Below are 20,280 nucleotides of genomic sequence, written 5' to 3' on the forward strand. Positions count from 1 at the left end.
GCGCGGTGGCCCTACTCGGCCGGGGTTGCCGCGAGGCGGGCGATGCTGCCCGGCATCGCGTACATGTGGGCGAAGGCCCGGGCCTGCTCGCCGGTCCAGGCCGAGGAGCCGTGGCCGTAGACGATGCCCGCGCGGGTGGCGGCGTCCAGCAGGCTGTGCGGGCTGGACGAGCCGAGCAGGACGATGTTGCCCTTGTGCAGCTTGACCCGGACGGTGCCGGTGACCCGGGTCTGGCTGGAGTCCAGGAAGGCGCGGAAGTCGTCCATGATCGGGTCGAAGTAGACGGCCTCGTGGAGCAGGTCGCCGTACGTGTTGCCGAGCTGCGCCTTGGTGGCCTGCTGGCGGTTGGAGAGGACCAGTTTCTCCAGTTCGCGGTGGGCGGCGATGAGGATCAGCATGCCGGGCGCCTCGAAGCCGACCCGGGCCAGGTTGCCGACCATGGTGGAGCCCATGTGGATGCCGCGGCCGACGCCGTGCTCGCCGCCGAGCACGTTGAGCTCGGACAGGATCGCGTAGTTCGGCGCGTCGGCGGCGACCAGCGGCTCGCCGTCGACGACCGCGGAGGTCACCACGCCCTTGTCGAAGGTGAGGTGCAGCTCGACACCCTCGGCCGGGGCGTCGGCGATCGACTTGGTGTAGGTCCAGGCGTCCTCCGGCAGGTACTCCCAGCTGCCGTAGGTCTCCTCGCCGCCGATCGAGGTGCCGATCAGACCCTCGTTGATCGAGTACTTCTTGACCTTCTCGCTGACCGCGAAGCCGCGGCTGCGCAGGAACTCGGCCTCCTCCTCGCGGACCAGCCGCTCGTCCCGGACCGGGGTGATGATCTCCAGGTGCGGGGCCAGGGCCCGGATCACCGCGTCGTACCGGACGTGGTCGGCGCCGGCCCCGGTGGAGCCGTGCGCGACGGCGTCCGCGCCGACCCGCAGCGCCACCTCGACGACCTTCTCCGCCTGGATCAGCCGCTCCGCGCCGACGCACGACGGGTAGGCGCCGTTGCGCAGGTAGTTCGCCTTGATCGCGTAGGTGACCACCCGGTCGTAGAGCTCGGCGCGCGCGTCGACCACGTGGTGCTCGACGGCGCCCAGCTCCTCGGCGCGGGCCTTGACCGCCTCCGCCTCACCGCTGTGCAGGCCGCCGGTGTCGATGTTCGCGGTCACCACGTCCCAGCCCTTCTCGCGGAAGTCCACGAGGGCGTACGAGGTGTCCAGCCCACCGGAGAAGGCGAGAACGATCTTGCGCTTGGTCATCGGGACAGTTCCTTCTCGAGAATCGGCACGTACGTCTTACCGTCTTGCCGGACGTGCCCGGGCGGCAGGACATAGAACTCGCTCCGGCCGGACTCGATCGCCTTCTGCATCGTCTGCTGGCGCTCGTAGTCGAACGGGTCGAGCAGGAACGACGGCTCCGCGTCGACGGCGCTGGCCGGCAGGGTCAGGTCGGACTGGTAGACGAACGAGCCCGGCGAGGTGTGGAACGGCACGGTGGCGACCAGCACCTTCAGCGCGCCGAACTCGGTGTGCACCTTGAGCGCGCTGTTGTCGTACTGGGTCACCCCGTCCAGTTTCTGCGCCCGGTACGCGGAGAGTGCCAGCGCCTTGGCCGCCTTGCCCAGCCCGACGGCCGGCATCAGCGACCAGAGCGACCAGCCCACCCAGCGGCCCGGCTCGGCCGACGGCGCGGCGCAGTAGCCGCCGACCGGGACCGGCCCGGTGTACCCGCTGGCCCGCATGTCCTCCTGCACCTTGCGGAGCAGCTGTTTCACGTCGGTGTCGAAGCGGAACGTGCTGCGCTCGACCATCGCCGCGAACTCGTCCTGCGGCAGGCTGGCGATCAGCGCGGCGGCCGGCATCAGGATCAGGTCGACCATCACCCACTGCGGCATCGGGATGCCCCGGTCACCGAAGGCGATGCCGTTGATCACGTTGAACAGGTTCAGGAAGTCGCGCACCGACCAGTCCCGCTCGGACGTGTCGGTGAAGTCCAGCCAGTTCAGCTTGTAGCCGTACGGCAGCTCGTTGAGCTGCGGCCGGACCGTCTCGTTGGAAGCCAGGAAGAACTCCACGCCGAGCGCGGCGAGCTTCCCGGTGTGGTCGGCGAAGTCGGGGAAACGCGTCTCCACCGCGGACGAGAAGATCATGGGTGCTCCTCACGAGGGTCGGCGTCCGACCTGCTCCAGTTGCCGAGTTTCTCGGCCAGGGCGGCGCCCGAGGTGGGCCCGCCGTCCCGGGCCACGACCAGGATGGTGTCGTCGCCGGCGATGGTGCCGACCACGTCCGCGAGGCCGGACCGGTCCAGCGCGCTGGCCAGGAACTGGGCGGCGCCCGGCGGGGTGCGCAGGACCGCGATGTTGCCGCTCGAGTCGACCCCGGTGAGCAGCTCCTTGAGCAGCCGGATCAGCCGGGCCGGGCCCTGCCCGGTGGTCTCCCGCAGCGGCCGCTTGCCGTCCTCCGGGATCAGGTAGGCGCCGCTGACCTTGACCGCGTTCAGCTCCTCCAGGTCACGGGAGAGCGTGGCCTGGGTGACCTGCACGCCCTCGGCGGCGAGCAGGTCGGCCAGTTCGGTCTGGGAGCGCACCGTACGGCTCCGGATCAGCTCGACGATCCGGGCGTGCCGCCCCGCCCTGGTGATCGGCCCGCTCATTTCCCGTTGACCGCCAGCAGCCAGGTGAGCAGGGCCTTCTGCGCGTGCAGCCGGTTCTCGGCCTCGTCGAAGACCACGCTCTGCGGGCCGTCCATCACCTCGTCGGTGATCTCCTCGCCGCGGTGCGCCGGCAGGCAGTGCAGCACGATCGCCTCGGGCGCGGCCTTGGCCAGCAGCGTGCTGTTGATCTGGTACGGCCGGAACGGGGTGAGCCGATCCTTGCCGTCTTCCTCCTGCCCCATCGAGGTCCAGGTGTCGGTGGCCACCACGTGCGCGCCGTCCACCGCCTCGCGCGGGTCGCGCAGCACCTCGACCGAGCCGCCGGTCCAGGCGGCGATCTCCGAGGCGCGCCCGACCACGGCGGGCGCCGGGTCGAACCCGGACGGGCCGGCCACCCGCACGTGCATCCCGGCGGTGGCGCCGGCCAGCAGGTAGGAGTGCGCCATGTTGTTGGCGGCGTCCCCCACGTACGCCAGCACCTTGCCCTGGGTGCTGCCCAGCTTCTCCCGGATGGTCAGCAGGTCGGCCAGCAGCTGGCAGGGGTGGTAGCCGTCGGAGAGCGCGTTGATCACCGGGACGTCGACGCCGGAGGCCAGCTCGGCGAGCCGCTCGTCGCCGTGCGTCCGGTAGACCATGGCGGCCACGTAGCGCGAGACGACCCGGCCCGCGTCGGCCAGGCTCTCGCCCCGGCCGAAGTGGGTGTTCTGGGTGTCCACGATGATCGGCTGACCGCCCAGCTCGGCGATCCCCGCCTCGAACGAGAGCCGGGTGCGCAGGCTGGCCTTGTCGAAGAAGACCGCGACCGAGCGGGGACCGGCCAGCGGGCTGTGCCCGAACCGGTTCGCCTTCATCTCGGCGGCCAGGTCGAGCACGTCGGACTGCTCCTGCGGGGTCAGGTCGTCGTCGCGGAGGAAGTGGCGGGTGGTCACCGGATACCGTCCAGGGCAGCGATCAGGGCGTCCGCCTGATCGGAGGAGATGATCAGGGGTGGCGCGAGCCGGATCACGTCCGGCTTCGCCGGGTTGACCAGGAAACCCGCTTCGCGCAGCTGCGCTGCGACGTCGGCGGAGACCGGCCGGTTCAGGACGATGCCGAGGAGCAGGCCCGCGCCGCGGACATTCTTGACGTACGGGTGGTTCAGTGCCTCGATGCCCCGCCGCAGCTGCTCCCCGACCCGCTTGACGTGATCGAGCAGCCCCTCGCCGGCGATCGTCCGGACCACGGCGAGTCCCGCCGCGCAGGCGATCGGGTTGCCGCCGAACGTGGTGCCGTGCGAGCCCGGGGTGAGCAGGTCGGCGGTGGCGCCGAAGGCCAGGCAGGCGCCCAGCGGCAGGCCGCCGCCGAGCCCCTTGGCCAGGGTGACCAGGTCCGGCTCGACGCCCTCGCCCTGGTGGTGGAACCAGTGCCCGGTCCGCCCGATGCCGGTCTGCACCTCGTCGAGGGCGAGCAGCGCGCCGTTCCGGGTGCAGATCTCCCGGGCCGCGGCCAGGTAACCGGCCGGCGGGACGACCACGCCGTTCTCCCCCTGGATCGGCTCCAGGATGACCATGGCGGTCTGGTCGGTCACGGCGGCTTCGAGCGCGGCGACATCCCCGTACGCGACATGGGTGACCTCGCCCGGCAGCGGCCGGAAGGGATCCTGTTTCGCCGGCTGGCCGGTCAGCGCCAAGGCGCCCATCGTGCGACCGTGGAACGCGCCCTCGGTGGCGACGATCCGGGTCCGGCCGGTCAGCCGGGAGATCTTGAAGGCGGCCTCGTTGGCCTCGGCGCCCGAGTTGCAGAACAGCACCCGCCCGGTCCGGCCGGCCAGGGCCAGCAACAGCTCGGCGAGGGCGACCGGGGGCTCGGCGATGAACAGGTTCGAGACGTGCCCGATCTGCCGCATCTGGGTGGTGACCGCGTCGATCACGGCGGGGTGGGCGTGACCCAGCGCGTTCACCGCGATGCCGCCGAGGAAGTCGACGTACTGCTTGCCGTCCTCGCCGGTCAGCACCGCGCCCTCGCCCTTGACCAGGGCGAGCGTCGGGGTGCCGTAGTTGTTCATCATGGCTTGCGACCAGCGCTCGGCGAGCGTGCTCATGAGGGGACCACCATGGTTCCGAATCCTTCTTCCGTGAAGACTTCGAGCAACGTCGAGTGGGCGACCCGGCCGTCGACGACGTGCGCCGACGGGACCCCGCCGCGCACCGCGCGCAGGCAGGCCTCCATCTTGGGCACCATCCCGGACTCCAGGGAGGGCAGCAGCTTCTCCAGCGCGTCCGCGTCGATCTCGCTGGTCAGCGACGAGGTGTCCGGCCAGTTCGTGTAGAGGCCGGGCACGTCGGTGAGCACCACCAGCTTGCGGGCGCCGAGCGCGACCGCGAGCGCCGAGGCGGCGGTGTCCGCGTTCACGTTGTGCAGCAGGCCGTCGGCGTCCGGGGCGACCGTGGCGATCACCGGGATCCGGCCGGCCGCGATCAGGTCGTCCACCGCCGAGGTGTTCACCCGGTCGACGTCGCCGACCTGGCCGATGTCGACCTCTTCGCCGTCGATCGTCGCGCCGCGGCGGACCGCGGTGAACAGCCCCGCGTCCTCCCCGGAGAGGCCCACCGCGAAGGGGCCGTGCTGGTTGATCAGGCCGACCAGTTCCCGGCCGACCTGGCCGGTCAGCACCATCCGGACGATCTCCATGGTCTCCGGGGTGGTGACCCGCAGGCCGCCGCGGAACTCCGACTCGATGCCGACCCGCTGGAGCATCCGGTTGATCTGCGGCCCGCCGCCGTGCACCACGACCGGCTTGATCCCGACGTGCCGCAGGAACACCATGTCGGCGGCGAAGGCCTGCTGCAGCTCCGGGTCGATCATGGCGTTGCCGCCGTACTTGATCACGACGGTGGCGCCGTGGAAGCGCTCCAGCCACGGGAGCGCTTCGATCAGGATCGCCGCCTTCTCCTGCGCCTTCACGAGGAGTACGCCGAGTTCTCGTGCACGTAGGCGTGCGACAGGTCGGTGGTCCAGATCGTCGCGTTCATCTCGCCCTCGTGCAGGTTGATCGTCACCCGCACGTCCCGCTTCGACAGGTCGACCTTGGCCCGGTCCTCGGCGGCGGCGCCGTTCTTGCACACCCAGACGCCGTTGATCGCCACGTCGATCCGGTCCGGCTCGAAGGCGGCGCTGGTGGTGCCGACCGCGGCCAGGATCCGGCCCCAGTTCGGGTCGTTGCCGAAGAACGCGGTCTTGACCAGGTTGTTGCCGGCCACGGTCCGGCCCACCTGGACGGCGTCGGCCTCGCTGGCCGCCCCGGCCACCTCGATCGCGATGTGCTTGGTGGCGCCCTCGGCGTCGGCGATCAGCTGCTGGGCCAGGTCGTGGCAGACCTCGGTGACCGCGGCGGTCAGCTCGGCGAGCGTCGGCTGCCGGTCCGAGGCGCCGCTGGCCAGCAGCAGCACGGTGTCGTTGGTGGACATGCAGCCGTCCGCGTCGATCCGGTCGAAAGTGACCCGGGTGGCCGCGCGCAGCGCCGCGTCCAGCGTCTCGTTGTCCGCCGAGGCGTCCGTGGTGATCACCACGAGCATGGTGGCCAGGGCCGGCGCCAGCATGCCGGCGCCCTTCGCGATGCCGCCGACCGACCAGCCGTCGCGCTGCGCCACCGCGTTCTTCGCCACCGTGTCGGTGGTCATGATGGCCTCGGCGGCGCGCTCCCCGCCGTCCGCGGCGAGCGCCTTGACCGCGGCGTTCACCCCCGGCAGCAGCTTGTCCATCGGGAGCAGCTCGCCGATCAGGCCGGTCGAGCAGACCGCGATGTCACCGGGGCCGATCATCAGCTTCTTGGTGGTGCGCAGCACCGCGGCGGTGTGCTCGGCGGTGCTGTGCGTGTCGCGGAAGCCCTGCGAGCCGGTGCACGCGTTGGCGCCGCCCGAGTTGAGCACGACCGCGCGGATCACGCCGCCCTTGAGCACCTGCTGGCTCCAGAGCACCGGCGCGGCCTTCACCCGGTTGCCGGTGAAGACGCCGGCCGCGGTGTAGTCCGGCCCCTCGTTGATGACGAGGGCGACGTCGGGGTTTCCGCTGGCCTTGAGCCCGGCGGCGACGCCGGCGGCCTTGAAGCCCTTGGGGTGGGTGACGGTCACGGTGCGACTCCGTAGACGCTGAGGCCGGTCGTCTCCGGCAGGCCGAACATGAGGTTGGCGTTCTGCACCGCCTGGCCGGCGGCGCCCTTGCCGAGGTTGTCGAGCGCGCTGACCACGATGATCCGGCCGGAGTCGACATCGACGGTGGCCTGCAGGTGGCACGAGTTGGAACCGGCGGTGGCCGCGGTGTGCGGCCAGGCGCCCTCCGGCAGGACGTGTACGAACGGCTCGTCGGCGTAGGCCGCCTGGAGCGCCTCGCGCGGGTCGCCGCCGTTGCGCCGCTTCGTGGTGATCGTCGCCAGGATGCCGCGCGGCATCGGCGCCAGGATCGGGGTCATCGACAGCGACGCCGCGCCGGTGGCCTGCTTGATCTCGGCGACGTGCTGGTGCGCGCCCACCTTGTAGGGCGAGAGGTCACCCATGATCTCGCTGGCCAGCAGGTGCGCCTTGGCGTTGCGGCCAGCGCCCGAGGTGCCGGAGCTGGCGACCACCACCACGTCCTCCGGGTCGGCGACGCCGGCGGCGATCAGCGGGGCCAGGGCGAGGATGATGGTGGCCGCATAACAACCCGTGTTGGCCACCCGGTCGGCGGCGCGGATCGCGGCCCGGGCGCCGGGCAGCTCGGGCAGCCCGTAGGTCCAGGTGCCGGCGTGGCCGCCGCCGTAGTAACGGGTCCACTGCTCGGCGCTCTCCAGCCGGAAGTCGGCGCCCAGGTCGACCACCTTCGCCGTCGGGCTCAGCTGCGCCGCGACGGCCGCCGACTGCCCGTGCGGCAGGGCGAGAAAGACCAGGTCAGCGTCGCTGAGCGTGGCCGCGTCGGTGGTGCCGAGGGTGAGGTCGAGACCGGTCAGCTGCGGGTGCACGGACGTCACGTGCTGCCCGGCCTGGCTGTGCGCGGTCGCCGCGATCAGGTCGAACTCGGGGTGCCCGGCCAGCAGGCGCAGCAACTCTCCGCCGGCGTAACCACTTGCCCCGGCCACCGCGACCCGGATTCCCATACCCACCTCCGCATGACTATGCAAAGAACCGTATCAACTCACATTCCTCACGGCAACCGCGCCGTGCCCGGAGTCACCTTCGCGCGCGAAGCCGACCGCCCGGCGACAAATACCGATTTATCGGTCACGAGTTGAAACGCGGCCGCGGCGGCAGACAGGGTGGCGCACAGCGGGCGCGCGGGGCGGGGGCAGCGAGCGGGGGGTGCGGCGCGCGGCGAACCGGGGCGGCGCGGCGGGCGCGCGGGGCGCGGGGCGGGCGCGCGCATGACGCGGCAGGTCAAGCGGGGCCCGGTGGCAGGACGTGCCGGCAACGCGGCAGGTCAGGCGGGGCCCGTGGCCGGTCGTGCGGGGTGACCCGGCAGGCAGGGCGGGCGCACGGTCGCGCGGCGCGGGCTGGGCAGGTGCCAGGCGGGTGGGGTCAGGGGCGCCGGGACCAGGTGTGCCAGGCGTAGAGCCAGAGCGCCTCGGACTGCAGAATGCCGTCGAAGTCGGCCGGCCCGGGTGGTGGCCGCCGGGCCTCCTGGCGGGAACGCCACGCCTCCTGCGCCGGGCGGCTCGGCACGGCGGTGGACAGGCCGGTGACGTAGAGCAGTGTCTCGTTGATCGCGCGCTCCCGCAGCGCGGCGTCCGCCCGGAACCACGGCGCGTCCCGGGACAGCGTGGTGAGCTGCGACAACAGGTCGGTGACCGCGGCGTCGGCAACGTCCTCCGGCTGACCGGACAGATCGGCCTGGCGACGCACCGCGGCCGCCCACAGCTCACTCCAGGACGACGGCAGTCGCGGCACCGGACCGCCCTCCGCCTGCCACACCTCCGACTCGCGTGCCTCTTGCAGCACCACGTCGACCAGCACCCGGTGCGGCTCCCCGGGCGGCACCGGCGACTCCGGCACCGGCTCGGCCTCCGGCCATCGCTCCAGGTCCGGCAGCGGCGCGTCGAGCATCTCGTCGATCTCGGCGCCGGGCAGGATGCCCAGGCGAGATGCGAACCCTTTCCGGTACGCGGTGAGCCCCACCTCCACCTCGCCGAACAAACCGGCCTCCAGGACGATCCGGGCCGCCCACCAGTCGGCCCCGGCGTGCAGCACCACCGCGGTCAGGTCCCGCCCGTCGATACTGACCGCCCGCTCCGACGTGGCCCAGCTGACCTCGGCGAACCTGATCCCGGCCATCCGCAGCTGCTCCTCCAGCACCTCCCGCAGCCCGGACGACGACCCGCTCGTCCCGGACCACCGGGCGGTCTCCACGGTCAGCCACGACTCCGCGCCCCCATAGCGAACGACCACGCTGGTCAGCACGTCGTCACTGCTGCCCCAGCCGTCGATCCGCCCGCCCTCCGCGCCGGGCACCCCGATCATCGGAAGCCGCCCGGCCGCCAGCCCACGCCGCAGCTCAGCCCGGTGATCCCGCCACCCCGGCAGATCTCCCGCCGCGAATCTCATGTCCCCACCCTCCCCCGAGAGTTCCATCACCGCACGCCCGGTCAAGCCTCACCCGACCTCGGGCTCCCGAAACACCCCCCAACCCCCCGTCCCGAGTCGGCCCGTCGCCCGCTCCCGCCCCAGCCCCGGCCTCGGTCCCGGCCCCCCGGCCTCGACCCGGTCCCGGCCTCGACCCCAGTCCCGGCCTCGACCCCAGTCCCGGTCCCGGCCTCAGCCTCGACCCCTGTCCCGGTCCCGGCCCCGGCTCCGGCCCCGGTCCCGGCCCCGGTCCCGGTCCCGGCCCGCAGGATGCCCAACCTGAACACCCCCACCAGAGCCACGCCGCTCCCAGCCCGGTCAGCCCTTGCCTGCGCCTCAAGACACCTGAACAACCCAGCCCGAGCCAGAAGGGACCGCCGCCCGCTCCCCTCCCCGAGTAGCCCTCACGGGTGCCTCAACACACCTGGCACAGGACCAACCCCAGCCAGAACCGAACCGCCACCCCGCACCGACCCCCGGGTGGCTTCCCGAGGTGCCCAACACATCGGACACGCGCCTAACCCAGTCAGAACCGAACCGCCACCTCGCACCGCCCCTCGGGTGGCTTCCCGAGGTGCCCAACACATCGGACACGCGCCTAACCCAGCCGGAACCGAACCACCGCCCGTTCTCCCGTTCCCGGCTGACCCGCAGGGGTCTCTCGGCCGTGCTGAGGGACCCCTGACTCTGCTGGCCACTTGCGCGGTGGCCAGCGCCGACGCGGTGGCGAGTTATCCACACCAGCGCGCCCTCCACAGCCCAGCCTCGTGCGCCCGCCCGTCCGCGCCACACTGGCTTTGGGCAGGCCCCCCTGGGCGGGCGGGGACTGGGAAGTGGCGGGATTGCTTCGCATGGGCTGCCGGGCTCGGATCGAGATGTAACGGGATCGCTTCGCACGAACTGCCGGGCTCCGGTCGAGAAGTGGCGGGATCGCTTCGCATGGACTGCCTCCTCCGGCCGGGAGGCGCGGGGCGGTCCGCGCCCGGCGCTGCCGCGCGCGGGCCGCCCACAGGACCGTGCCCACCACGTACCGGAAAGCGGGTCAGACGGCCTGGGCCAGCGCGACGCCGAACCAGTCCCGCGGGTCGGTCCACCAGTGGCGGAGGGCGAAGCCCGACGCGGCGAGCTCGGCGGTGAGGCCGGCGCGGCGGAACTTGGCGGAGATCTCGGTGCGCAGCTCCTCGCCGGTGGTGAACGGGACGGTGAGGTTCAGGTCGCGGATGTGCACCTGCTGGTCGCGGGTGGAGCGGAGGCGCATCTCGATCCACTCGTGGTCCGGGTCCCAGCGGGCCACGTGGGCGAAGGCGAGGGGATCGAAATCGGCCCGGAGTTCGCGGTTGATGACGTGCAGGACGTTCCGGTTGAACTCGGCCGTGATGCCGGCCGCGTCGTCGTAGGCGGGCACCAGCACGCCCGGGTCCTTGACCTGGTCGGCGCCGAGCAGCAGCCACTCCCCCGGGTGCAGCGCGGCGCGCAGGTCGCCGAGGAAGGCGGCCCGCTCGTCCGGGACCAGGTTGCCGATCGTGCCGCCGAGGAAGGCCACCACCCGGTTGTCGCCGTCCGGGAGATGGCGCAGGTGGCGGGTCAGGTCGCCGACCACGCCGGTGATGCTCAGGCCCGGGTAGGCGTCGGTCAGCGAGGCGACCGCGGAGAGCAGGGCGGATTCGGACACGTCAAGCGGGACGAAGGCGCCGAGCGTGCCCCGCCGGAGCATCGCGTCGAGCAGCAGCCGGGTCTTCTCGGAGGAGCCGGAGCCGAGTTCGACCAGGGTTTTCGCGTCGGTGATCCCGGCGATCCGGTCGGCGTTCGCCTCCAGGATGGCCCGCTCGGTGCGGGTCGGGTAGTACTCCGGCAGCCGGGTGATGTCCTCGAAGAGCAGGCTGCCGCGGGCGTCGTAGAACCACTTCGGCGGCAGGCGCTTCGGGGTGCCGGTGAGGCCCTCGCGCACGTCGGCGCGCAGCGATCGGGCCAGGTCACGCTCGTCGAGATGCTTCTCCAGCGCAGTCATACCTCTCCCAGGGTCACGTCGGTGGGCGTGGCGATCAGCAGGTGGTTGTCGGGGACCGGCCGCCAGGCCGGGTGGTCGTCGAGCGGCTCGGAGGCGACCAGCACGGCATCCCCGGTGGCCCGGACCGAGAGGGCGTGGCCGGCGGTGGTGGCGAGGATCCGGTCGCCGTCGGTGAGCAGCAGGTTGAGCCGGGAACCGGGGGCGGCTTTCCGCACCTCGGTGAGAAGCGTGGTGAGCACCTCGTCAGCGGGCTTGCCGGCGCGCAGCCAATGTCCGATGTACACGGAGACGGCGGCGGAATCTGTCGGCGCCTCCAGGGTGAGCAACTCCTCCACCGGCACCTCGGACGCGAGCCCGGCGAAACTGCCCGGGAAGCCTCGGACCACGCCGTTGTGGCTGATCAGCCACCGGTCGTCGAGGAACGGCGCCGCCGCGGTCTCCACCACCGGCATCCCGACCGTGGCCGAGCGGACCGCCGCCAGGACCGCTCCGGACGTGGTGGCCGCGGCGAGGGCCGGCAGCGCCGCGTCCGACCAGATCGGCATCGCGCTGCGGTAGCGGATCGGCTCGTCCGCTCCGAGCGGGAACCAGCCGACCCCGAAACCGTCCGCGTTGATCGTCCCGCCGCCGCGCATGTCCCGGGGCGCCCAGGCCTGGTGCGCCAGCGCGTGCGGCGGGTCGAGGAGCAGCGCGGACAGCGGCACGGGTGGCCCGAGATAGGCCAGGTGACGACACATCAGCGCAGGTCCCGGGCACACCGGAAGCCGCTGAAGATCTGCCGCCGGATCGGGTGGTCCCAGTTGCGGAAGGTGCCGCGGCAGGCCGCCGGATCGGTACCGAACGACCCGCCGCGCAGCACCTTGTAGTCGCCGCCGAAGAAGACCTCGGAATACTCCGCGTACGGAAAGACCCGGAAGCCGGGGTGCCCGTGGAAGCCGGACGACGTCCACTCCCAGACGTCGCCGATCAGCTGGTGCACGCCGAGCGGCGACGCGCCGGCCGGGTAGGCGCCGACCGGGGCCGGGGCGAGGTGCCGCTGCCCGAGGTTGGCGTGCTCCGGGCCGGGCGGGTCGTCACCCCAGGGGAAGCGTCGGGAGCGGCCGGTCTCCGGGTCCCAGCGGGCCGCTTTCTCCCACTCGGCCTCGGTGGGCAGGCGCTTGCCCGCCCACTTGGCGTAGGCCTCGGCCTCGTGGAAGCAGACGTGGACCACCGGCGCGCTCGGGTCCAGCGGCACGATCCGTCCGAACTGCCGGACGAAACCGTCCGGGAGCCAGTGCATCGGCGCGGTGAGACCGGCCTCCTGCCGATGCGCCCAGCCGCGCGGACTCCACCAGTCCGGGTTGTCGTAGCCCCCGGCGTCGATGAACTCCCGGTAGGCCGCGTTGGTCACCGGCGCCGCGTCGATCAGGAACGCCGGGACGTCCACCACGTGCGCGGGCCGCTCGTTGTCCAGCGCCCACGGGTCGGTGTCGGTGCCCATGGTGAACGGCCCGCCCGGGATCAGCACCTCGCCGCGCACCCGCCGGTTGCCGGCCGGCGGTGGCGGCGCGGAGAGAACCGGACCACCGGCCCGCAACTGGTGCGTGGCCAGCATGGTCTCGTCGTGCTGCTGCTCGTGCTGCACGATCATCCCGAACGCGAACCCGCCGGTGACCAGCGGCCGCTCGTCCAGCCGCACCCGGTCCAGCACGTCGAGGGCCTTGTCGCGGACCTGCGCGACGTACTTGCGCGCCTCGGCCGGGTCGAGCAGCGGCAGCGCCGGCCGGTCCCGGCGGGCGTGCTGGAACGCGTCGTAGAGGTGGTCGATGTCCTGCCGGAGCGGGTCCCGCCCGCCGACGTCCCGGACCAGCCACAGCTCCTCCTGGTTGCCGACGTGCGCCAGGTCCCAGACCAGCGGCGACATCAGCGGGGAGTGCTGCTGGACGAGATCGTCGTCGTCGACCGCGTCGGTGAGCAGGGCGGTGCGTGCCCGGGCCCGCTCCAGCTCGGTCGCGATCTGGTTCTTGTCCGTGGTCAACGTGTACTCCCTCGCACTTCCCGATGTGATCCGAGGCGTCGCCGGAGGACGCCGGAGACCTCTTCCCGCACAGCGGCCGGCAGTCCCGTGCGATCCAGATGCCGGCAAGCCAGCTGGGCCAGGCCGGCCGCCGCACTGCGGACTGCCGGATCGCGCAGGCCCTCCCGCGCGGCAGCCCGCCACAGGCCGGCGGCGGGCGCGGCGGCCTCCCGGGCCCGCGTGGTGATCGCCGGGTCGGCCAGCAGGGTGGTGACGACCGCGGCCGGGGCGATCCACTCGTCCCCGGGCTGGCTGTCGAGGTAGCGGACCTCGAGATAGCCGCGCGGCCGGACCGGTGGGAAGAGGGTGTTCAGGTGGTAGTCCAGATCGGCCACGGTGGGCGGTCGGCCGACCCGGGGCCGGGGCGCGCCGACGCGTCGGGCACCGAGCCGGCCGGGCCGGTGCTCCTCGATCCAGTCCGCGAAAGTCATCCCGGGTGGGGCGTCCCACCGGTCGCCGTCCTGGCGCACGCAGAGCAGCGGGGCGGTCAGCGCGTATCGGATCCACGCCCGCACCGGGTCGCGCCCCGGTACCGGGGCGGTGCGGCGGGGGTCGATGCCGTACCAGGCGGCCATCCGGCCGGACACCCAGCCGGTGTCCCGCCCGGCGTGCACCCGGGAGTTGGCGAAGAGGGCCAGCAGCGGCGGCCCGAACTCGTGCAGTGCCGCCCACCGGTCGGCGGCCTGGCCGGCCTCGCCCGCGTCGAGGCAGATCTGCAGTCCGGCGGTGCCGGTCATCATGGTGCGCCCGGCCCGGTCGAAGGACCGCTCCATGGCCGCGTAGCGCGGCGTGTCCAGGATCCGGCGGGGCTCCCGGTGCTCGTCGAGGCCGCGGTCGCCGAGGACCAGGCCGGCGCGGGCGAGCAGGGCGGTCAGGGCCGCGCGGTCGGTGCCGACGGCGGCGTGCAGGGCGGTCAGCGAGTCCGCCGGGGCCGAGGAGATCTCGACCTGGCCGCCCGGTTCGACGGTGACCGTGCCGCCGGCGGGCAGCGGTCGTGGTTCCGGGTTGCCGAGGGTGGCCGGCGTGTGCACCCCCAGCGCGGCGCGCAGCTCATCCGGCCCCACCGGGGCGGCCGGGTCGCCGGCGCGATGCGTGGTCCATTCCAGCTCGACGCCGATCCGCCGGGGCGGACCGGTCTTGAAACAGATGCCCGAGATGTGTTCGATCGCTTCCGCGGTGCTCCGCAGCACCAGATCGACCGAGCTCATGCTCCCCCTCGACGCAGTCCGGACGATCACGTAGAGTGATCGAAAAGCTCCGATCCGTTCGACCCTCATCGGACCCTACCCGGATCTCCGCGAAACCGCCGCTCCCGTTCCCCTGGTTTCCGGATGTTTCCCCCATCGTCAGCAACCCGTCCGGCGGGATCTAAAAGTTCCGGAACCGACCCGGGGTGCCGGAACCGGTTCCGGACTGGAAGACTCCGTGTCGTTCGTGTTTGGCAGACCGTGCTTCGCGGTCGTGACGACCGGAGGCCCGCGTGCCCGCAGACTTCCCCTACCTGGATCCGTCCCTCACCGTCGAGGCACGGGTGGACGACCTGCTCAGCCGCATGACCCTGCCCGAAAAAGTGGGTCAGATGCTGCAGCTGGACGCGCGCCAGGACCTAGCCGAGATCATCCAGGAGAAACTGGCCGGGTCGATCCTGCACACCTCGCCGGCCAAGTTGATCGAGGCCAGCGAGCTGCTGTCCCGGACCCGGCTGAAAATTCCGCTCCTCACCGCGGAAGACTGCATCCACGGCCACTCGTTCTGGCCGGGCGCGACGATCTTCCCGACCCAGCTCGGGATGGCCGCCTCCTGGGACCCGGAGCTGGTCGAGCGGGTCGCCCGGGTGACCGCGATCGAGGTCTCCGCGACCGGCATCCACCAGACCTTCTCGCCGGTCCTGTGCATCTCCCGGGACCTGCGCTGGGGCCGCACCGACGAGACGTTCGGCGAGGACCCGCTGCTGATCAGCGAGCTGGGCGCCGCGATGATCCGCGGCTACCAGGGCGACGGCCTGGCCGACCCGACCGGCATCCTGGCCACCGCCAAGCACTTCGCCGGCTACTCGGAGACGCAGGGCGGCCGGGACGCCAGCGAGGCCGACATCAGCCGCCGCAAGCTGCGGTCCTGGTTCCTGCCGCCGTTCGAGCGGGCCGCCAAGGAGGGCTGCCGGGCGTTCATGCTCGGCTACCAGTCGATGGACGGCGTGCCGATCACCGCCAACAAGTGGCTGCTCGACGACGTGCTCAAGGGCGAGTGGGGCTTCACCGGCACGCTCGTCACCGACTGGGACAACGTCGGCCGGATGGTCTGGGAACAGAAGGTCTGCGCCGACTACGCGGAGGCCGCCGCGGTCGCCGTCAAGGCCGGCAACGACCTGGTGATGACCACCCCGGGCTTCTTCGAGGGCGCCCAGGAGGCGATCGAGCGCGGTCTGCTGACCGAGGCCGACATCGACTCCGCGGTCCGCCGGATCCTCAGCCTGAAGTTCGAGCTGGGCCTGTTCGAGAACCCGCGGACCGGCGACGCCGAGCGCCAGCGCGAGGTGATCGGCAGCGCCGCGCACACCGAGCTCAACCTCGAGGTGGCCCGCCGCTCGCTGGTCCTGCTGCGCAACGACGGCACGCTGCCGATCGACCCGGCCGGGCCGGCCCGCCGGATCGCGGTGCTCGGGCCGAACGCCGACGACGTCACCTCCCAGCTCGGCGACTGGGCCGGCAACTCCGGCCAGGTCGGCTGGATGCCGGACGGCCACCCGCGGGAGATGACCGCGACCGTGCTGGACGGGATCCGGGCCACCGTGCCAGCCGGCTGGGAGGTCGTCCACGAGCGGGGCGCCGAGATCGAGCGCCTGGTGCCGGACCCGGAGGGCGAGACCTTCCCGGACGGCCAGCCGCGCCCGCCGATCGCCGAGTCCGCCCCGGTCGACCCGGCGCAGCTGGACGCGGCGGTCCGGCTGGCGGCCGGCGCGGACTACGCGGTCGTGGTGGTCGGCGACACCGTGAACCTGACCGGCGAGGGCTGCTCGACCGCCACCCTGGAGCTGCTCGGCGGGCAGATCGCGCTGCTCGACGCGGTCGCCGCGACCGGCACCCCGATGATCGTCGTGCTGGTCAACTCGAAGCCGCTGGCGCTGCCCGAGTCGGCGCTGAACGCGGCGGCGATCGTGCAGGCGTTCAACCCGGGCATGCGCGGCGGCCAGGCCGTCGCCGAGCTGCTGCTCGGCCTGATCGAGCCGAGCGGCCGGATGCCGATCTCGGCCGCCCGGCACGTCGGCCAGCAGCCGGTCTACTACAACCAGCTGCGCGGCCAGCACGGCACCCGGTACGCCGACCTCACCCAGGACCCGCTGTTCGCCTTCGGCGAGGGCCTGAGCTACACCACGATCGTCTACGACGGGCTGGCCATCGGCGAGCCGGACGTGCCGGTCGACGGGGTGGTCCGGGCCACCGTCCGGCTGTCGAACACCGGCAGCCGCCCGGCCCTGGAGACCGTCCAGGCCTACGTCAGCGACCTGGTCACCAGCGTGACCTGGGCGCACCGGGAGCTGAAGACCTGGCGGCAGGTCGTCGTGCCGGCCGGCGAGAGCGTCACCGTGGAGATCGAGATCCCGGCCGCCGACTGCACGCTGGTCACCGCGGACGGCGTGCGGGTGGTCGAGCCGGGCGACTTCGAGCTGCTGGTCGGGCCGAACTCGCGGCTGTCCGCCCTGCACTCCGCCAAATTCCGGATCAGCTGACCGCGGCGAGGGGTCAGCTGACCCCGGGCCGCGGCACCGCGGCGAACGACATCAACTGGAACCAGGCCGGGACGGCGCGTCGCAGCGCCTCCCGGCCGTCCAGCCGCACCTCCCCGGAGCGCAGCGCCGACTCCCACGAGCGGGCGCCGCGCCACACGTCGGTCAGGCACCGCAGATCCGCGGTGACCAGCACGTCCACCTCATGCCCGGGATCGGCGTCGCAGACGTCCGCCTCGTCCGGCGTGATCACCAGCCACCAGTCCCGGACCGGCCGGGCCGCCTCCGGGAACGAGAACCGCAGCACCGTCCGCCGCTCCGGCACCGTCCGGTGGTCCACCCGCCGGTGCATGTCCCAGAGCAGCAGTTTCGGATCCAGGTCCGGGTCGCCGATCTCCGGGATCCACCGGGTGCCCCACACGCCCAGCGCCCGCACGATCGGCTCCAGCTCCTTGCCGGCCGGGGTCAGCGCGTACTCCACCTCGGCGCCGGTCGGCGTCCGTTCGACCAGCCCGGCCGCGGCCAGCTGCTGCAACCGCCGGGAGAGCAGCGTCGGGGACATCCGCGGCAGCCCGCGGCGCAGGTCGTTGAACCGCCGGCTGCCGGCGATCAGCTCCCGGATCACCAGCAGCGTCCAGCGCTCGTCGAGCAACTCCATCGCCTTCGCCACCGGGCAGAACTGGCCGTAGGACGCTCCCATGGGTGACCACCTCCCGGTACAGATCGTGTACTAGAGCGGGCCGGGCGCGAACCCTACCGTCGGTGACATGACTGATACCGAACTCAAGCACAAGCACCGCGCGATGTGGGCCTCCGGCGACTATCCGGCGGTGGCCGGCGACCTGGTCGCCCCACTCGGCCCGGTCCTGGTCGAGGCGGCCGGGATCGGACCCGGCCAGCGGGTGCTGGACGTCGGCGCCGGCACCGGCAACGCGGCCGTCCCGGCTGCCCGCACCGGCGCCGAGGTGACCGCCAGTGATCTCACCCCGGAGCTGCTCCGGACCGGCGAGCAGCGCAGCGACGTCAAGCTGATCTGGACCGAGGCGGACGCCGAGGCGCTGCCGTTCCAGGACGCCGAATTCGACACGGTGATGTCCTGCATCGGCGTGATGTTCGCGCCGCACCACGAGCGCGCGGCCGCCGAGCTGCTCCGGGTCTGCCGCCCGGGCGGCACGCTCGCTCTGCTCAGCTGGACCCCGGAGGGCTTCATCGGCCAGATGTTCGCCGCGATGAAACCGTTCGCCGCTCCCCCGCCGCCCGGCGCCACCCCGCCGCCGCGCTGGGGCGATCCGGCCCACCTGGCCGAACTCTTCGGCGACCGGGCCGTCCCGCTGCACACCGAACGCCGCGACCTGCGGGTCGGCCACTTCCGCACGGCCGAGGCGTTCGTCGACTACTTCAAGCGGAACTACGGCCCCACCATCGCGGTCTACAAGAACATCGCCGCGGACCCGGACCGGGTGGCCGCCCTGGACGCCGCGCTGACCGATCTGGCCCACCGCTTCGACATCGGCGGCGGCGCCATGAACTGGCAATACCTGCTCTGGACCGCCCGCCGCGCCGGGTGACCATCCGGCAGTCTCACCGCTGCCGGGCCGCGGCCACCCTGCGCATGCCGAAACCCAGTTTCTGGTACGTCCGGAGCGCCGCCACGTTCGAGTAGTCCGCCAGCAACGCCACCCGCTCCCTCCCCACCAACAGTTCGTCGGCGGCGAACCGGCACAGGTCCGCCGCCAGTCCCCGCCCCCGCGCGTCCGGCCGGGTGGTCACCCCGGCCAGAAACCCGATCGCCTCGGTCGACCAGGCGTCCGCCGCCACCGCGACCAGCCGCCCGTCCGCGCCCCGGATCCCGGCCCACCGCCGCACACCCGGCTCACCGGGCCGGGCATAGGAGTCCGGGAACGACGCCGCCAGCAGCGCCGCCACCTCACCCCACTCGTCCTCGGCGAGCCAGCCGCACTCCGCCCGGTCCGCGGGCACGCCGCCGATCGGTTCGGTGATCTCCATCCAGGCGAAGTGAGCACTGACCTCCAGCTCAGGCGCCCGCTCCACCACCGCCGCGACCAGCTCCTCCGGGCCGAACGGCCGGAACGTCGGTCCCACCTCGGGCAGCAGTTCCCGGACCAGCCCGGCCAGCGCGTCCGGATCACCGCTCATCACCAGCCGGTCCCAGTGCGCCAGCGCGGCACAGGCCACCACGGTCGCCCCGGGCAGCCGCCAGACCCGCGCGCCGTCCGCGGCGGCGGCCCATCGTACGAAAAGATCGTCACCCACAGGCCCATGCTGCCGGGCGCCGGAGTTGTCCACAGCGCGGGGTTGTCCACAGGGGGTCGGCCCGGGGCGCGCCTTTTCCGCCAGACTGACCGTGGGGGCGCCCCCTAGGGAGGGCGGGCTGGCGGAAGGCAGGCTGGCGGAATGCGGGCTGGCGGAAGGGCTGGCTGGCGGAAGGGCTGGCTGGCGGAAGGGCGGCGGCAGGGACGATACAAAGTCCTCGATGGGCCCGCCGGAAACAGCCGGGAGCGCCGCGGGCCGGGCAGTCTGGCACGGATGCGGTAGGTGGGCGTTGTCCGGAACTGACAGAGTGAGCCGGTGCCTGAGATCTCCCTCGGCCGGATTCGCCGGTCTCGCTGGTTCCGCCGCCTGGTCGTCGCGGGCGGGCTGGGCACCGCGCTCGCGATCGTGATCGTGGCGTCGTCGAACCTCTGGCTTCGCACCAGCGCCGCCGGGCACGTCTACTCGGCGGCGGAGGTGCCGGAGGCTCCGGTGGCGCTGGTGCTCGGGGCTCAGGTGGATCCGCCCGCGGAGCCGTCGGCGTTCCTGGCGGCGCGGCTGGACATCGCGCGGGAGCTCTACGACGCGGGCAAGGTGAAGGCGATCCTGGTGTCCGGGGATCACGCGGAGTGGTCCTATGACGAGCCCGGGGCCATGCAGGTCTATCTGATCGCCCGGGGTGTGCCGGCCGAGAAGATCGTGCTGGACCACGCCGGGTTCGACACCTACGACTCGTGTGCGCGGGCGAAGCAGGTCTTCGGGGTGAGCCGGGCGATCGTGGTCAGTCAGTCGTTCCACGTGCCGCGGGCGGTGGCGGTGTGCCGGTCGCTCGGGGTGGAGGCGGACGGGGTCGGTGACGACACGGCTCGGGCCTACAAGCCGCTGTGGTTGCGCGGTGAGGTCCGGGAGTGGGGCGCCGCGGTGAAGGCCGCGTGGGACGTGGTGATCCGGCGGGACCCGGTCTTCCTCGGGCCGCACGAGACCGGCGTGGAGTCCGCTGTCGCCCAGGGCTGAG

18 protein-coding genes are annotated in these 20,280 nt (G+C 72.6%); 3 read left to right on the forward strand and 15 right to left on the reverse strand.

The window, feature by feature from the left end:
• Positions 1 to 11: 11 nt before the first annotated feature.
• The 13 genes from argG to egtA form a co-directional block, all read right to left on the reverse strand.
• The gene (argG, locus tag BJY16_RS44205; RefSeq protein WP_185045666.1) at positions 12 to 1,247 is read right to left on the reverse strand and encodes an argininosuccinate synthase; all 1,236 of its coding nucleotides are present in this window, start codon (positions 1,245 to 1,247) and stop codon (positions 12 to 14) included.
• Positions 1,244 to 2,137 carry a hypothetical protein gene (locus BJY16_RS44210; RefSeq protein ID WP_185045667.1) on the reverse strand — a complete coding sequence of 298 codons (894 nt, stop codon included), beginning with the start codon at positions 2,135 to 2,137 and terminating at the stop codon, positions 1,244 to 1,246. The genes argG and BJY16_RS44210 overlap by 4 nt, the downstream gene beginning before the upstream one ends.
• The gene (locus tag BJY16_RS44215; protein ID WP_185045668.1) at positions 2,134 to 2,640 is read right to left on the reverse strand and encodes an arginine repressor; all 507 of its coding nucleotides are present in this window, start codon (positions 2,638 to 2,640) and stop codon (positions 2,134 to 2,136) included. The genes BJY16_RS44210 and BJY16_RS44215 overlap by 4 nt, the downstream gene beginning before the upstream one ends.
• Positions 2,637 to 3,569 carry an ornithine carbamoyltransferase gene (gene argF, locus BJY16_RS44220; RefSeq protein WP_185045669.1) on the reverse strand — a complete coding sequence of 311 codons (933 nt, stop codon included), beginning with the start codon at positions 3,567 to 3,569 and terminating at the stop codon, positions 2,637 to 2,639. Before argF ends, BJY16_RS44215 begins: the two co-directional genes overlap by 4 nt.
• On the reverse strand, positions 3,566 to 4,720 hold the full coding sequence (locus tag BJY16_RS44225) for an acetylornithine transaminase (protein WP_185045670.1): 1,155 nt from the start codon (positions 4,718 to 4,720) through the stop codon (positions 3,566 to 3,568). Before BJY16_RS44225 ends, argF begins: the two co-directional genes overlap by 4 nt.
• Positions 4,717 to 5,583 carry an acetylglutamate kinase gene (argB, locus tag BJY16_RS44230; RefSeq protein WP_185045671.1) on the reverse strand — a complete coding sequence of 289 codons (867 nt, stop codon included), beginning with the start codon at positions 5,581 to 5,583 and terminating at the stop codon, positions 4,717 to 4,719. Before argB ends, BJY16_RS44225 begins: the two co-directional genes overlap by 4 nt.
• Positions 5,580 to 6,749, reverse strand: a complete 1,170-nt coding sequence (argJ, locus tag BJY16_RS44235; protein ID WP_185045672.1) for a bifunctional glutamate N-acetyltransferase/amino-acid acetyltransferase ArgJ — start codon at positions 6,747 to 6,749, stop codon at positions 5,580 to 5,582. Before argJ ends, argB begins: the two co-directional genes overlap by 4 nt.
• A complete protein-coding gene (gene argC, locus BJY16_RS44240; protein ID WP_185045673.1) occupies positions 6,746 to 7,747 on the reverse strand; it encodes an N-acetyl-gamma-glutamyl-phosphate reductase in 1,002 nt (333 codons plus the stop codon). The genes argJ and argC overlap by 4 nt, the downstream gene beginning before the upstream one ends.
• A 418-nt stretch (positions 7,748 to 8,165) precedes the next feature.
• Positions 8,166 to 9,188: a hypothetical protein gene (locus BJY16_RS44245; protein WP_185045674.1), complete on the reverse strand. Its 1,023-nt coding sequence runs from the start codon at positions 9,186 to 9,188 to the stop codon at positions 8,166 to 8,168.
• A 1,060-nt stretch (positions 9,189 to 10,248) separates the two neighbouring features.
• Positions 10,249 to 11,214 carry an L-histidine N(alpha)-methyltransferase gene (gene egtD, locus BJY16_RS44250; RefSeq protein WP_185045675.1) on the reverse strand — a complete coding sequence of 322 codons (966 nt, stop codon included), beginning with the start codon at positions 11,212 to 11,214 and terminating at the stop codon, positions 10,249 to 10,251.
• Positions 11,211 to 11,951: an ergothioneine biosynthesis protein EgtC gene (egtC, locus tag BJY16_RS44255; RefSeq protein WP_185045676.1), complete on the reverse strand. Its 741-nt coding sequence runs from the start codon at positions 11,949 to 11,951 to the stop codon at positions 11,211 to 11,213. The genes egtD and egtC overlap by 4 nt, the downstream gene beginning before the upstream one ends.
• Positions 11,951 to 13,231, reverse strand: a complete 1,281-nt coding sequence (egtB, locus tag BJY16_RS44260) for an ergothioneine biosynthesis protein EgtB (protein ID WP_185045677.1) — start codon at positions 13,229 to 13,231, stop codon at positions 11,951 to 11,953. Before egtB ends, egtC begins: the two co-directional genes overlap by 1 nt.
• A complete protein-coding gene (egtA, locus tag BJY16_RS44265; RefSeq protein WP_185045678.1) occupies positions 13,228 to 14,478 on the reverse strand; it encodes an ergothioneine biosynthesis glutamate--cysteine ligase EgtA in 1,251 nt (416 codons plus the stop codon). Before egtA ends, egtB begins: the two co-directional genes overlap by 4 nt.
• A 272-nt stretch (positions 14,479 to 14,750) precedes the next feature.
• Between egtA and BJY16_RS44270 the strand changes: the two genes are divergently transcribed.
• Entirely contained in the window at positions 14,751 to 16,997 is a 2,247-nt protein-coding gene (locus BJY16_RS44270) for an exo-beta-d-1,3/1,6-glucosidase (protein WP_185045679.1), read from the forward strand.
• 13 nt (positions 16,998 to 17,010) lie between these two features.
• On the opposite strand, the gene BJY16_RS44275 is transcribed toward BJY16_RS44270, so the two are convergent.
• The gene (locus tag BJY16_RS44275) at positions 17,011 to 17,694 is read right to left on the reverse strand and encodes a winged helix-turn-helix transcriptional regulator (RefSeq protein WP_185045680.1); all 684 of its coding nucleotides are present in this window, start codon (positions 17,692 to 17,694) and stop codon (positions 17,011 to 17,013) included.
• Positions 17,695 to 17,761: 67 nt separating this feature from the next.
• Here BJY16_RS44275 and BJY16_RS44280 point away from each other — a divergent pair, with 67 nt between their 5' ends.
• Positions 17,762 to 18,562 carry a class I SAM-dependent methyltransferase gene (locus tag BJY16_RS44280; protein WP_185045681.1) on the forward strand — a complete coding sequence of 267 codons (801 nt, stop codon included), beginning with the start codon at positions 17,762 to 17,764 and terminating at the stop codon, positions 18,560 to 18,562.
• A gap of 13 nt (positions 18,563 to 18,575) precedes the next feature.
• Here the strand turns inward: BJY16_RS44280 and BJY16_RS44285 are convergent, their stop codons facing one another.
• The gene (locus BJY16_RS44285; RefSeq protein ID WP_185045682.1) at positions 18,576 to 19,268 is read right to left on the reverse strand and encodes a GNAT family N-acetyltransferase; all 693 of its coding nucleotides are present in this window, start codon (positions 19,266 to 19,268) and stop codon (positions 18,576 to 18,578) included.
• 324 nt (positions 19,269 to 19,592) lie between these two features.
• Here BJY16_RS44285 and BJY16_RS44290 point away from each other — a divergent pair, with 324 nt between their 5' ends.
• Positions 19,593 to 20,279 (forward strand): SanA/YdcF family protein, encoded by a 687-nt coding sequence (locus BJY16_RS44290; RefSeq protein ID WP_239176815.1) that lies wholly within the window; start codon positions 19,593 to 19,595, stop codon positions 20,277 to 20,279.
• The last annotated feature ends 1 nt before the right edge of the window (position 20,280 follow it).

This window comes from Actinoplanes octamycinicus (assembly GCF_014205225.1).
Taxonomy (GTDB): Bacteria; Actinomycetota; Actinomycetes; order Mycobacteriales; family Micromonosporaceae; genus Actinoplanes; species Actinoplanes octamycinicus.